The 13943-nt window shown below is 41.5% G+C and carries 16 protein-coding genes; 2 read left to right on the top strand and 14 right to left on the bottom strand.

The features are described 5' to 3' along the window. Window positions 1-288: 288 nt before the first annotated feature. From G573_RS0102845 to G573_RS0102790, 12 genes are all read right to left on the bottom strand, one after another. Window positions 289-783, bottom strand: a complete 495-nt coding sequence (locus tag G573_RS0102845; protein WP_027975295.1) for a PTS sugar transporter subunit IIB — start codon at window positions 781-783, stop codon at window positions 289-291. Between the two features lie 14 nt (window positions 784-797). Then, entirely contained in the window at window positions 798-1235 is a 438-nt protein-coding gene (locus G573_RS0102840; RefSeq protein WP_027975294.1) for a PTS sugar transporter subunit IIA, read from the bottom strand. A gap of 283 nt (window positions 1236-1518) precedes the next feature. Then, entirely contained in the window at window positions 1519-2826 is a 1308-nt protein-coding gene (locus G573_RS0102835) for an ABC transporter substrate-binding protein (protein ID WP_027975293.1), read from the bottom strand. Next, the gene (locus G573_RS0102830; RefSeq protein WP_027975292.1) at window positions 2819-3499 is read right to left on the bottom strand and encodes a response regulator transcription factor; all 681 of its coding nucleotides are present in this window, start codon (window positions 3497-3499) and stop codon (window positions 2819-2821) included. Before G573_RS0102830 ends, G573_RS0102835 begins: the two co-directional genes overlap by 8 nt. Next, complete coding sequence (locus tag G573_RS0102825) at window positions 3496-4821, bottom strand: ATP-binding protein (RefSeq protein ID WP_027975291.1); 1326 nt, start codon at window positions 4819-4821, stop codon at window positions 3496-3498. Before G573_RS0102825 ends, G573_RS0102830 begins: the two co-directional genes overlap by 4 nt. After that, entirely contained in the window at window positions 4821-5780 is a 960-nt protein-coding gene (locus G573_RS0102820; RefSeq protein WP_027975290.1) for a sugar ABC transporter substrate-binding protein, read from the bottom strand. Before G573_RS0102820 ends, G573_RS0102825 begins: the two co-directional genes overlap by 1 nt. Before the next feature lie 403 nt (window positions 5781-6183). Next, window positions 6184-6579 carry a single-stranded DNA-binding protein gene (locus G573_RS0102815; protein ID WP_027975289.1) on the bottom strand — a complete coding sequence of 132 codons (396 nt, stop codon included), beginning with the start codon at window positions 6577-6579 and terminating at the stop codon, window positions 6184-6186. A gap of 218 nt (window positions 6580-6797) precedes the next feature. Continuing rightward, window positions 6798-7025: a sulfurtransferase TusA family protein gene (locus G573_RS0102810; RefSeq protein WP_027975288.1), complete on the bottom strand. Its 228-nt coding sequence runs from the start codon at window positions 7023-7025 to the stop codon at window positions 6798-6800. A gap of 13 nt (window positions 7026-7038) precedes the next feature. Next, window positions 7039-8070 (bottom strand): YeeE/YedE family protein, encoded by a 1032-nt coding sequence (locus G573_RS0102805; RefSeq protein ID WP_027975287.1) that lies wholly within the window; start codon window positions 8068-8070, stop codon window positions 7039-7041. A 294-nt stretch (window positions 8071-8364) separates the two neighbouring features. Continuing rightward, window positions 8365-8991 (bottom strand): YtpR family tRNA-binding protein, encoded by a 627-nt coding sequence (gene ytpR, locus G573_RS0102800; protein WP_027975286.1) that lies wholly within the window; start codon window positions 8989-8991, stop codon window positions 8365-8367. A gap of 62 nt (window positions 8992-9053) precedes the next feature. Then, window positions 9054-9383 carry a thioredoxin family protein gene (locus tag G573_RS0102795; RefSeq protein WP_027975285.1) on the bottom strand — a complete coding sequence of 110 codons (330 nt, stop codon included), beginning with the start codon at window positions 9381-9383 and terminating at the stop codon, window positions 9054-9056. Then, window positions 9380-9667, bottom strand: a complete 288-nt coding sequence (locus G573_RS0102790; RefSeq protein WP_027975284.1) for a DUF4651 domain-containing protein — start codon at window positions 9665-9667, stop codon at window positions 9380-9382. Before G573_RS0102790 ends, G573_RS0102795 begins: the two co-directional genes overlap by 4 nt. 120 nt (window positions 9668-9787) lie before the next feature. Here G573_RS0102790 and pepA point away from each other — a divergent pair, with 120 nt between their 5' ends. Beyond that, entirely contained in the window at window positions 9788-10855 is a 1068-nt protein-coding gene (pepA, locus tag G573_RS0102785; RefSeq protein ID WP_027975283.1) for a glutamyl aminopeptidase, read from the top strand. 95 nt (window positions 10856-10950) lie between these two features. Further along, window positions 10951-11721, top strand: coding sequence for a pyrroline-5-carboxylate reductase (gene proC / locus G573_RS0102780; RefSeq protein ID WP_027975282.1), 771 nt, complete (start codon window positions 10951-10953; stop codon window positions 11719-11721). 108 nt (window positions 11722-11829) lie between these two features. Here the strand turns inward: proC and G573_RS0102775 are convergent, their stop codons facing one another. Together G573_RS0102775 and G573_RS0102770 are read right to left on the bottom strand one after the other, a co-directional pair. Continuing rightward, window positions 11830-12507: a CPBP family intramembrane glutamic endopeptidase gene (locus tag G573_RS0102775; RefSeq protein ID WP_027975281.1), complete on the bottom strand. Its 678-nt coding sequence runs from the start codon at window positions 12505-12507 to the stop codon at window positions 11830-11832. A 200-nt stretch (window positions 12508-12707) separates the two neighbouring features. After that, window positions 12708-13907, bottom strand: coding sequence for an acetate kinase (locus tag G573_RS0102770; RefSeq protein ID WP_027975280.1), 1200 nt, complete (start codon window positions 13905-13907; stop codon window positions 12708-12710). Window positions 13908-13943 lie beyond the last annotated feature (36 nt).

Here is a 13943-nt window from a genome sequence, read left to right as displayed (position 1 = left end):
TAAGATACAAAGGGCGTTAGGAAATCCGTATAAAAATAGGAAACGGACGCCGTGTCACTAAGACACAAGGACGGTTATCTTTTTTACTAGGATTTTAGCCCGTGTTCAATTAACAAGATACGGCAGAGGTTTGTTATCTAAGTGTTTCTCACTTGATAACAAACGCCAATCACCATAGTGAATTGACTGCCATAGTTTATGACACGAAGTCAGTAAGGCCGATAAGCAGACCGCCATAGCGGCTGCCGTAGTTTATTAGGTGCTTTAGCACCTGATAAACTTTCTGCCTTAATAACCAAATTTCGATTTAAAATCTGACCAATAACCGATTGAAACATCCGGCAAAAGCTGGAATTTTACTTTGTATCCGGCTTTTTCGATAGCTTCGATAGCGTCGGCTTCTTCCTGAGTAATCGACTGGTTGTTGCCGAGCTTAACAGCTCCCGGACGGTCGTTGGCAGGGCCGACGATAATTTCTTTAATATCTCCCGGAACAAAGCCTTGATCAACCAGAATTTCTTTCATATCGATAGGGTTTTTAGTAATCAGGAAGTAACGGCTGTCTGACTCTGCTACTTTTTGCGATTTTTGAGCAAAGGCTTCCTTGGTCCAAACAAAGGTCTTCTTGTCTGAAGCGCCTTTATAGGCTTGGATCAACACCTTATTTTTTGCCGCAGCATCATTAACCGCAATCAAGCCATCACACGGATATTCCTTAGCCCAGCGTGTTACAGTTTGTCCGTGAATCATACGGTCATCAATTCTTACAAACGATACAGTCATTTTCTTCTCCTTTTCTAGATATCATCGTCATCATCGTCTTCGTCATCAGCAGTGACTTTGAATTCCTGCAAAGCACTCGTTGCTTCACCCAGAACAGTTGTTACAAAATCCTGACCCTCAAGCACATCTTTCATAACCACTGCATTTACTGCCATTGGCAGGTTCATTCCGCCTAAAATAACAGCATCATCCAGTTTGCCTAATTCCGCCAAAACATTGCAGGCTGTCGTCAAAGGACTGCCGCCGACAATATCAGCCAAAACGACCACTGAATCTTCTTCCTTGAGCTCTGCAAGAGCCTCTTTGAAAGACTGAGCAAAATCGTCTACAGATTTGCCATTTTCCAAGCCGACAGCTATCACTTGGTCAACTTTGTCTTCGGCAAACATAGCTAAAGACGTTTTCAACCCCTGCGCAAAGCCGCCATGACTCACAAGTATTAGGTATTTCATGACTACCCCCTACCTTCTTTTAATTTCATTCTTATTTTATAATTTTTGAAAACGCTTTTGCAGTGTCATTTGTCATCTTTAACCACCTGACAAATGTCATATAGAAAATGACATTTGTCAGATTTTGCCCATATTTAAAAATAACAAAAACCGCCCGAGCGCCAAAATATAATTGATTTAGCGTAAAAGAATTATAATAGCAACAAAAAACGAACAGCTGACAGCAAATATCAGTTGTTCGTTTTGATAAGGACTGCAGCACAATGAAACAGAAATCGATTTTTCACTTCAATTCATCCTCAATCTTTTTTTGGATATCGGATAAGTCACTTTCAATGGTATCGTCCTCTAAAGATTTGGTGATAAGATAACCTGCTTTTTCATAGATCGTGTTGTAGGACTTAAATCTTGGAGCGGCTGTCGCTTTTTTCAGCATACTGTCAAGTGTGCTTACTGTCAGAGCCTTGGCGCCAAAACTGTCATTTTGCAGGAGATTTTTGCTTTCCTGACTGTTCATTACTGATTTTAAAACAGAAGCTCCTTGTGAATCCTCAAACAGCTGCTGCTGGGTCTTTTTATCGGTAGACAGCAGTTTCAGAAATTCCCAAGCCAGCTTAGACTGGGAGGTTTTAGCAGACATGGCATACAAAGACGTGCTGGATTGCGTTCTTGCCACAGATGGGTTTTGAGCAGGCATTTCGACGCAGCTCCAAGAAAATGAAGAATATTTTGAAACGTGATAAGGATAGGGCTTATAAGTCCTATACTGAGCCAAAGTCATAGGGAAAAAGGCCACCTTGCCTTCATCGAAATCCTTAAGTGTTACACGGTAACTGCCATTTAGATTTTTTAATTTCGTGACCAAGGACAAGGCTGAACGAACTTTTTTCGTGTTGAAATAAGCTTCTGTCCCTGTCTTGTTAAACAGTTTGATATTATAGGCTGCCAGAGCTTCCTCCCATCCATAGCCAAAGCTGCCATACTGGTCAATCACACCGTCACCGTCGGTATCCTTGGTGACTTTTTTACAAATATTATAAAAATCGGTCACTGTCCAATCCGAAGCAGGCAGTTTGATGCCTTCTTTTTTTAATAAATCAATGTTAATGCACATCATAACAGGATTGCTTTCAAAAGGAAGCGCAAATTGATTTTTGCCAAAGTGGCCGGCATTATAAGCTGGAGGATAAAACTGAGAGGGTTTGAGTTCTTTTTTAATGCGGCTGTCCAAATTCGCCAGAGCCCCTGTTGAAGCTAAAAGGTTGAAATCATTTTCAGGAACCATAAAGACATCCGGCTGTTTGCCCTCAACGATTTTTCCGGACAGCCAGGAAGAATAATCCTCTTTTAGAATACCGCTTTCATAGCGAACCTCCACATTGGTATGCCTCTTTTCAAAACGCTTGATAGCCTCATCTAAGAACTGATATTCTTTACCGCTGGGAACATCCCAGCTGCTGCCGGCGTACACTCCTAAGCGCAGGATTTTCTTTTGCCTTGACTGAAAGACGAAAAAACTCAGCACTGCTGCCAGCAGTACCAAAGCGCCTATCAAAGGAAACTTGTAGCGGCCAATCCATTGTTTAATCATTATCATCTCCAAAGTGTCTGGTCGTAACACCTGTCTGCACTGCCCAAATAGCTAACTGCGTGCGGTCACGCAGGTTTAACTTAGAGAGAATGGTTGACAGATAATTACGAATCGTTCCTTCCGACAAGAACAGCTTAGCCGCAATTTCCTTATTAGAGAGACCAAAGCCTATCTGCTGAATAATTTTCCACTCTGCCTTAGAAATATTTTCAACATTGCTTTCCTGCACCTGAATAGCTGAATTCGACTGGGCCATTTGAGAGAACAATTTGACAACTTTTGTCGCGACATCCGGATTAATCATGGCATTGCCCTTATTGACCGTCACAATAGCCTGATGCAGGTCTTCCATCGAAATTCCCTTTAAAATATAGCCTGAAGCGCCATACTGAAGGGCTTTAAAAATAAAATCATCATCGTCAAAAGTCGTCAGAATAATGATTTTGATATGAGGATAATGTTCCTTGACCTCCTTGGTGCATAAGACCCCATCCATCTTAGGCATGCGGATATCCATGAGGATAATATCGGGCTGCGTTTTTTTCAGGCTTTCTAAAACTTCAAAACCATCATCAACGGCACCGACAACCTCAATATCCGTATAAGAGGACAGAACAATTTTCAGCGATTCTCTAATGAGTTCTTGGTCGTCAGCAATAAGTACTTTTATCACTTTTCTTCTCCTTTTTTCTTGGGGATAATGACAGTGGTTTGAAAACCATTCTTACTTTCAAAGCTGGCGCGGCCGCCAATAATAGCCAGACGTTCTTGCATCTGCGTCAGTCCATAGCCGGGTTTTATCTCCTTACAGCCCACACCATCGTCCTTGATTTTAATGATGTAGGAATCTGTATTCAGCATATCAATGGTAACATGGCGCGCATGACCGTGGCGCAAAGAATTGGTAATCGTTTCTTGAATAACCCGAAAAATAATATCCTCTTTAGTGATGTCTAAATCAACATTATCCCAATGATAATTGAGACTGACCTGCAATTTGGACAGATTCTCATAATCAGCAATCATCTTCAAAAGGGCTTCCTTCAAGCTTCCCTTTTCAAGCGCTCCGGGTCTCATCTTTTCCAAAGACCGTCTGACATCCTGAATTCCCTCTCTGACCACATCGGAAACGTTTTTTAGCTGATTTTTGGCGTGACTGGGATTCAGATCCACCAAAACAGTGACCGCATCAATCCCTGCTGAAATACCTGTCAAAGCATGGCCCAGCGTATCATGAATTTCCCTGGCAATGCGCTTACGCTCTTTATCCTCAGCAATTTTTTCAGCCAGCGAGACATAGTCATTTAATTCTGTATTAGCACGCGCAGCCATGCGCAGCTCTTCTTCAATCTTGTGGTTCTCAGCAATGGAATACATAATATAGGTTACCAATGACACGATAAAAACGATGATATTCAAAGAATAAAGAAAGTTTTTAATAAAGAGAACGATCAAGCGGCTGGTACTGGGGAAAAAGCTGATGTAAACATCCAGCGAAGGAAGCTTTATGACCAGAGACAACAGGTCAAAATTCGATATCAGCAGCATGCCGAATCCCAGAAAAATAAAGAGCAGCCAGTATTTTTGTTCCTTGACATTGTAAAAATTCGCATAGCTGTAAAAAACATCTGCAAAAACCAAAAGAAAGAGCCCGTTGTAAGAAAACTGCAGGGAAATAAAGGTAAAGATAATCAGCATAACCTCCGCAGCAATCAGCCAGTCATTGATTTCTTCTTTTTTATTAAGGATGCTTTCACGATAAAACATGACCACTAAAAACATAGCAAAGAAAAACATGGTCGAAAAAAAGATACTTTCGGGAGCTGTCGGAACAACATCCAAATGATCCAAAAGGACATGGCTTAAGTTTTTAGCAACAATATACTTACTGGCAAAAAGATAAACAAACGCATAATAAATAACCGCCAGTAAATTGATAAAAATCAAAGCCTGCTTGGCATATTGACTGTATTTTAAGTATTTATAGCTATTCATTACTGCCACCCTGCCAAATCAACTTCCCCGATGTTCTTTTTTGTCAGCAGCTGAACTGGTACAATAATCTCCTTGGGATAAGCTTGATTCTTCGATAATTTAACGGTTGCTTTGATGACTTCCTGCCCCATGGTATAAGGCGACTGAGCCACAGTCGCTTGCATTTCCGGTGTTGTGGCAAGCAGACTCTTCATATCCGGAGAACCGTCAATGCCGTAAATCTGCGTATCAGTTTTCTGCTCTCCCTTAATAGCAGCCAGGGCTCCAATAGCAGCTCGGTCATTAAGCGCCATCACCGTATCAAAATCAAGACCGTCCTGAATCAGCTTTTTGACCTTGGGCATGGCAATCTCAGTCTGTCCGAGGCTGTCAAGCCGCGAGACAATCCGGTAGGCCTTATGCTTTTTGATAGTATCAAGAAAGCCCTGAATTCTGCTTGTTGCAGACAGAGCATCGCGATGCTCCAAAAGTAAAATATCAGCACTTTTTTTCGTTTTCATCATCTGCTCAGCACATAAAACTCCGGCCTTATAATTATCAGAAACAATGGTCGTATTAACGGCTGAGCTGTCTTTGAACTGGCTGTCCACCGCTATAACTTTAATCCCTTCTTTTTTAGCCTTCTTAAGGCTGGCAATCAACTGACTGCTGTTACCGTCTACCGGATTGATAATGATAATATCAACCTTTTCCCTGATAAAAAACCGAACCTGCTCAACCTGCTTTTTGATACTGAGAGCCGGATCACGCGTGTAGAGCTGGTCGTGATGCTCATTAACGCTCTTTTCAACTTCGGCATTCAAGTACTTATAAAAATCATTATTCATGGTCATATAGGTAGCGCCGATTTTTGTCTGCTGAGGAAAAACAGGTTCTTCTTTATAATGAAAAAATAAAACACAGACCACTGCTGTAACTAAAAGGCAAGCCAGAAGCCTAATGAGCTGCTTATATTTCATATCTTCCTTCCTGTCTTGAAAATCATTATTAAAAATAATACTGCCTGTTAACAAACTGTTTAGCAGATTAAATCAAGAATTATTTTCATAAATTTTTAGTTTCTAAACATTTATTCCGTCTTATCTGTTACTTTAGTTTAACACTTTCAGCTATTCATAGCAAACACTCCTAGGTACAATCACAGTCAGCTGTCAAACGGGTGATTATTGGCTTGCAGCAAAACAAAAGACATAAAAAAACTCTCCCAGGATAAAAATCCTAAGAGAGTTCGCAGATACAGGATCTTGCAAAAACCAGTTCACAAATGATTGGAGAACCTGCTCCGGCAAGCAACTGAAAAAGGCACTGCTTTGTCAAAAACTTACGTATCTTTGGGCCGCTAACACATCCTATTACCTGCCTTTAAAACGGCAGCTCTTCCTCTTCAAGAACCAGATCAGCCAAGTCATTATCCGTATTATTTTCACGCATAGCCCGCTGAGCCCTGCTTTCAAGCAGCTGAAAAGAATGCCCCAAAACTTCAGTCACAAAATGCGTCATCCCGTCTTTTTCATATCGTCGAGTACGCAATTCACCATCCAGTGATAAGAGACTTCCCTTACTGCTGTATGAGACCAGAGTCTCAGCCAGTTTCCCCCAAAAAACGACCTGAATAAAATCAGCCTGTCTCTCACCGTCCTGTCCTTTAAAGCGACGATTGACAGCCAAAGTTACACGTGTCACTGTCTTATCATTGGACGTTTTGACTATTTCCGGTGTTGCTGTTAAGCGCCCAATCAGGATAACTTTATTGTACATAATTTTCCCTCCTGCTTTATTATTCGAAAAAGAAGGAAAAAATAGTTAGCATCGTGTAAATTAATCTAAAGGAATTCAAAACCTTTTGCCTAACAAGACCATAATAGACCATAATCAATCCGGCCGGTAGAGATAAAATGAGCTGTCCGTGTCCAACACCCGACAGGGGCATCTCTTTTTCTAACAGCTACTTTTGAATGCAGTATAAATACATAGTTTTATGCTTTTTGTACAACAATTTCCCAGGACGCCTGTCCAACTTGCTCAAAACGCGTAACCGGATAATTATTCTCAGCAGCCCAGTTGGGAAGACTTTCCGTCGCCTGAGTACAGTCAAATTTGATTAAAAGTTCATCGCCACTGGCTAACTCTGCCATCTTATTTTTCGCATCAATTAACGGGAAAGGGCAAACTAAGCCGCCGGTTTCGAGTTCTATTAAGGCCATAATTTATTTCCTCCTATCTCTGATTCGGTCTTACAAAACTAAAATATGAAGCACTCCATACACCTAGGATGGTTACCAACAAGGCTATCCAACCCTTGCTTGACATGACAGCAGTTGCTGTTAGACCGTTGCCAATAGTACAGCCGCCTGCCCAAGAAGCACCTACTCCCATGAGTATACCGCCTATAACACTTTTTCCAATAGTTCTGATATTAGGCAAACGCCAGCGAAATTCACCGGAACCCTTAGCAGCGATAAATGAACCTAATAAAATCCCCAAAACAAGGAAAACACCCCAGTTCAGCAAACTGCTGTCACCTGTCACAATATAGGCCAAAAGATGAGCAGAAGGAGTTGTAATCCCAAGACCGCCAACACGGCCGGTTATCTCGCTGGCCGGCCAAGCAATTAAAGCAATGAGACCAATCACAAATCCCGCCCAATATTTGGAATAGGTCTTTTCAAATAAATAGTGCCGTATTCCTTGATATTTGGCTGGCAAAGTCACTGCCTTTCTTCTGGGCTTTCTCAAATCACGAACAATAAGGAAAGCCGTTATAACAGCTAACAGCGCAACAAAATACCAAACAGATATCCCAGCTTGTCCTGCCAAATCCTCGTTAATCACACCATAACTCGTCAGCTTTTCATTTAGAGGAAGCAACAAACCAAATTTCATACTGGCTGAACTGAGCATATAAAAGAAGAGGGCTATCCAGCTGCCAATTAACCCTTCACCCGCTCGATACCAAGTTCCAGTTGCACAGCCGCCTGCCAAAACAATTCCTATTCCAAAAATATAGGATCCCAGAACTGCGCCAAGAAGAGAATAATCTTCATACGGATTGGATACAAGCCCCAGCTGAATGAGGCTGATGACACCGATGCTCTGAACAGTAATCGCAATTAAAAAGGCATAAAAAAGTGTATTATTTTTAGCAATGTACATATCACGAAAACCACCTGTCAAGCAAAAACGCGTCCGCTGCAAAACAAAACCAAAGATCGTTCCGACTAAGCCACCTGAAATAAGCGCTAAGAACATGACTCACCTCCCCAAATTTAATACTAATATCCTATCATGACCGCCAACTTTTGACCAATCTATATTTTTTATGGCCGTTTATAAATAATATTTATCCCTGATTGATAGTCCTTTATGACTGGTAAAACAACTGACTGACCGCTGTTAAAAAAGCAGCAGCCCAAACAGATCATGCACTGTCTGAACCACTGCTGTGTTAATGTATTTTAACTAAAAATGCCGAATAATGCATTTCGAACTTATCCCTTGAAAATGCGACACTTGCACCTCAGTGCCTGCTTTTTGTGTCTTACATTATCCTTGCCAATGTTTCTTAGCATCAAAAGCTTCTCCTACCGCTGCACTTGCAGCAAGCTCAATAATGCCGCGCTTTTGCGGAGCATTTGGCAAAGCGAGTTCCCGCGGAGAGCACATCATGCCAAAGCTCTTTTCACCTCTTAGACTTCCCGGAAAAATCAAACTGCCATTTGGCATCATAGCTCCCGGCAAAGCAACAATCGTCTTTAAGCCAAGAGCTGCATTGGGAGCACCGGCAACTATTTGAACGATTTTATCATCTGCTACCTTTACTTGACAAATATTGAGATGGTCACTGTCCCGATGAGGAATCATTTCAACAATCTCACCAACCACGAATTTAGGATTGGGATCATTTTCCAGACTTTCCTGAAAGCCTTCCTTAGTCAATTCAGCATTTAAAACAGCGATCTGCTCATCTGTCAGCGCTAGCTGACCGCTTCCCGAAAGAGCAATCAGATCAGACACTTCAAAAATATTCCAGGCAACCGTTTCATTGTTTTCCTGCAAGAAAACACGGGCAACTCTCCCCTTGCGTTCTGAAGCCAGTTTACCGCCTTTACTGTCTTTGACAATAACCATCAAAACATCACCGACATATTGCTTATTATAAGTAAAAATCATTTCCATTCCTTTCAATTATTCAGTTCCCGCATAATTTTAACACCCATTATCCAGTATGAACTCTAAGACTTATGCGTCTTCAGCCCAGCCAAAAAGGTATTAATCTGGGCTTTTGTCTTACGCTGTTTATTAACAAGACGGCCAATTTCTTTCCCGTTTTCTGCCACAATAAAACTTGGGATGCCAAAGACATTCCATTTTTGAGCCAGCTCTATAAAAGCATCGCGATCCACACGAACAAAGGTAAAGTCGGGATTGTCCGCTTCAATCTCAGGCATAAACGGATAAATAAACTGGCAGTCAGGACACCAATCTGCTGTGAAAAAGAAAACAACTCTTTCTTTTTGCTCCAGATAGGCGGCTAATTCCTCATAGGACTGCGGAGCAATCATCTTTTTTCCTCCTTGTAGTCGATACTGCCATTTTGATGCGTAAATTGGTAGACAGTATCATCCTTCATGACCACGCCGCCGCAAAGCTTTTTCCTATCCGATTCAAATTCGTTGATATAAAGAACGGCAATCTCACCAAATTGACTAAAAAACTGCCGAATCTCCTTTTTAATCCTGTCTCGTCTTTGATCTGCCAAATGCTTTTGAATAATAAGGCCGGCAAGAACAGCACCGCTTATTCCCGCAAGACCGGCAGACATCAGTGTCATTTTTTTATTTTTCATAACCTTTATTTTATCATAAAACATGCTAAAATATAAAGTATAGAATTAAGCAGGGATTTAAGCAATGTGTCTGACAAGTTTAGACTGACACAGCACCCCTTACAGCTATGCGAGGTAAAAATGACAGATTTATTCAATAAGATCAAAAGAGTCACCGAATTAGACGGCATTGCCGGCTATGAAACCAATATTCGTGATTTTCTGCAGTCTAAAATAACCCCTTTAACCGATGACGTCCAGACAGACGGGCTGGGCGGAATTTTCGGCATCAAGCACAGTTCTGCCAAAAACGCTCCCAGAGTCATGGTTGCAGCACATATGGATGAAGTCGGCTTTATGGTCAGTCATATCAAAGAAGATGGTACGCTGCGTGCCTTAGCTATCGGCGGCTGGAATCCTTTGGTTATCAGTTCCCAGCGGTTCACTCTTTATACTCGCGGCAATCAAGCCATTCCTCTTATTTCTGGATCTGTGCCGCCGCATTTTCTGCGTAATAACAATGGCTCTCCTTCACTGCCAAAAGTTGAAGATATTGTCTTTGATGCAGGCTTTGCTGACAAGGCTGAAGCTGAACGTTACGGTATTGCTCCGGGCGATATTATTGTGCCGCAAACAGAAGCTATTTTGACAGCTAATCAGCAAAATGTCATTTCCAAAGCTTGGGATAACCGCTACGGCGTTCTTATGGTTACAGAATTATTAGAAAGCCTTAAAGATCAGCAGATAGACAGCACCCTCATTGCCGGCGCCAACGTTCAGGAAGAAGTAGGCCTGCGCGGTGCTCATGTTTCAACTACTAAATTTGATCCGGAACTCTTTTTTGCAGTTGACTGCTCGCCTGCCGGCGATGTTTACGGAGATCAAGGAAAAATCGGGGAAGGAACCTTAATTCGCTTCTACGATCCGGGGCACCTGATGCTTAAAAATATGCGGGATTTTCTGCTGACAACAGCCGAAGAAGCCGGTATTAAGTACCAATACTATGCCGCTAAAGGCGGAACAGATGCCGGTGCAGCTCACCTTCAAAACAGCGGAATTCCTTCAACAACCATCGGTGTTTGTGCCCGTTATATTCACTCACATCAAACACTTTACTCCTTGGATGATTTCCTGCAGGCGCAGCATTTCCTCCAAGCAATTATAAAAAAACTTGACCGCTCAACTGTCGATCTTATTAAAAATTATTAGAAAGGATGAGACGGGACAAATGCTTTTTGATTTATAGCCGGTCAATCAACACCGGTCCTATGAACATCTCGCATCTCTCAAATCTCTATTTCATTATGATTATTGGATTTATCGGCGTTGGAAAAATGGCCAGCGCCATCATTACCGGACTTCAAAAAACAGAATTCAGCGTCATTGTTTCAGACAGCAATCTTGAAAACAGCAAGGAAAAAGCCCGAACATTAGGCGTTGATTTTGCAGCTTCCCATCAAGATTTAATTGAAAAAGCTGACTTAGTTGTTTTAGGCATTAAGCCACAAGTCCTGCCCCTTGTTCTAACAAACTTAACCATTAATAAGCCCATCCTTTCAATGGCTGCCGGAACAAGCTTGAACCGCTTAGCCGAATTAAGCCAAGCGGACCTGCCTATTATTCGTATTATGCCTAATCTTAATGCACAGCTGCTTAAAAGCACCACTGCTATTTGCCGCAATGACAAGGTTTCTGATCAACTCTTTGAAACAGCCAAACAAATTACTAACTCATTTGGCACAACCTTTGAAATTGCTGAAAAAGACTTTGACACTTTCACTGCTCTGGCAGGCTCCAGCCCTGCTTATATTGCACTCTTTATTGAAGCTCTGGCTAAGGCCGGCTTGAAATATGGCTTTTCTAAAGATCAGGCTCTTGATATCGTCAGTCAAACGGTACTGGCTACCAGTCAGAACCTTCTCTTGAACGGCATCAGTCCTAACGATTTTATTGATAAGGTCTCAAGTCCGGGCGGTACAACAATTGCAGGACTCTTAGAGTTGGAAAGGACAGGATTTACCGCCAGCACTATCTCAGCTATTGATACAACTATCGAAAAAGCCAAAAATATGTAAAAGAAAAATGCTCCTAAAGCTTTATCATTTAGCTTTAGGAGCATTTTTTATGATTATTAATATCTGCAGACAAACTGTTCCCACAGCAAACAAAAACCTAACTAAAGATTAATTATTCATCAGATTAGTCACCAGTATGGCAACAAATCCCAGAGCATTATTGAGACCGTGTATCCAAATGCTGTACTCCAGATGCTTAAATCTATAGCACACGATAGCTAAAACAATTCCCATACCAACATATAAGACAAAGCTGCCAATATCGCTGGGTCCATGAAGCAGGCCGAAAAGCAAGGCACCAACAGCAAAGCCGAAACCTTCAAATCGTTTTGAAAATAATTTAGGAATAAGACCTCTAAAAATAATTTCTTCTGTTAAAGGAGCTATCACAACAATAAACAGGAACATAATCAAAAGCGAAGAATTTTCAAACAGCTGATCAATCGTTGCCTGGTTATTCGTTGTGGTCTTGCCTTCCAGTGTTAAAATAATACCGCCAATAAGCTTAACAATAAATAATGCTATAAATCCCAGCGAAACAACCGCAAAAGTTTTCCAACTCAGCCAGTGCTTAACACCAGAGTCAATCAATCCTTTTCTCCTAGCCAGCACATAAAAACCAACGATTATAAGGATTTGCATAGCAATAATCGTTAAGGTTTGCCACACATTAAGAGTTGAACTCTCCTTTTTCCAAATTATCATGACTAAATCAGGCAGCTGACTCACAACAAATAGACTAGCGATAGCGGCTGCAGCCGCGGCTTTTTTTAAAATTCCTTTCATATCTCTCCTTTAACTAATCCGTGCTTTTCACAGTCTTACAGCAAAAGGCCAAGTTCCATACTTTTTACCAAGTAACATTAAGAACTGGCTGTTCAAATCAGCGCTGCAGACAATTTTTAGCATAACTGGGCTTTCCTAACAAAAAAGTTGATAGGTGAATATCTATCAGCTTTTTCGGTCTTATCATAAAATGTGATAACTTATTTAACTTTCAGACGCTCAACATCACGCGCAATGACAAGCTCTTCGTCGGTTGGGATAACCAGCACTTTAACCTTGGCATCATCTGATGATACCACACCGTAGGCTGGGCGGGCTTCATTCTTTTCTGCAACAATATCCGCACCAATCCAAGAAAAATGCTTGATAATTTCATCTCGAATATGAGCATCGTTTTCACCAATACCGGCTGTAAAGACAATAGCATCAACGCCATTCATTACTGCTGCATAAGCACCGATATGCTTTACAATACGGTCAACAAACATGGCATAAGCTAAAGACGCATCCTTATCGCCATTTTTCGTTGCTGTCTCAATCTCACGCATATCGTTAGACAATTCTGAAATGCCCAGCAGACCGGACTCATGGTTGAAAATACGACGAATATCTTCAGGCGTCTTGAAATCATCTGTATTATCCATCAAGTAAGGGATAATAGCGGGATCAAGGTCTCCCGTACGCGTTCCCATCATAACGCCGCCCAGCGGAGTAAATCCCATAGAAGTATCCACCGATTTACCGCCGTCAACAGCAGTGAGAGAAACACCATTTCCCATGTGAGCCGTAATAAGTTTAAGCTCTTCAATGGGCTTACCTAAAACTTTAGCTGCTTCATGAGCGACATAGTAGTGGCTGGTGCCGTGAGCGCCGTATTTACGAACTTTGTTTTCTGTAAAGTACTTATTTGGCAATGGGTAGCGATAAGCAACCTCCGGCATTGTTGTGTGGAAGGCCGTATCAAAAACGACAACACTGGTAATATCTGGAAGAATTTCTTTAAATGCCCGTATTCCCGCAGCATTAGCCTTGTTATGCAGGGGTGCCAGAAGAGCCAGCTCTTCGACTTTTTCAATAACCTCTTCACTGTCCACCAGAACAGACTCATTGAAATAGGTTCCGCCTGCAACCACACGATGTCCAACGCCTGTAATTTCATCATAAGATTTGATGATTCCCAGATGAATTAAATCGTCCAAGAGAATTTTTACAGCAGCCGTATGGTCTTTAATCGCCAAAGTTTCAGAAACATTTTGATCATCAAATTTTACCGTCGAAATGGCATCATCTTTACCAATACGCTCAATTAAACCCTTTGCTAATACTTTTTCTTCAGGCATTTGATAAAGCTGCCATTTCAGGCTTGAAGAACCTGCATTAATAGAAATTGTTTTTGACATAACATACCCCTTCATGAAATCGTTTACGATCATATA

The organism is Streptococcus devriesei DSM 19639, assembly GCF_000423725.1.
Lineage (GTDB): Bacteria > Bacillota > Bacilli > Lactobacillales > Streptococcaceae > Streptococcus > Streptococcus devriesei.
The sequence above is the reverse complement of the archived record's forward strand: the minus strand, read 5'-3'. Positions and strand labels throughout refer to the sequence as shown.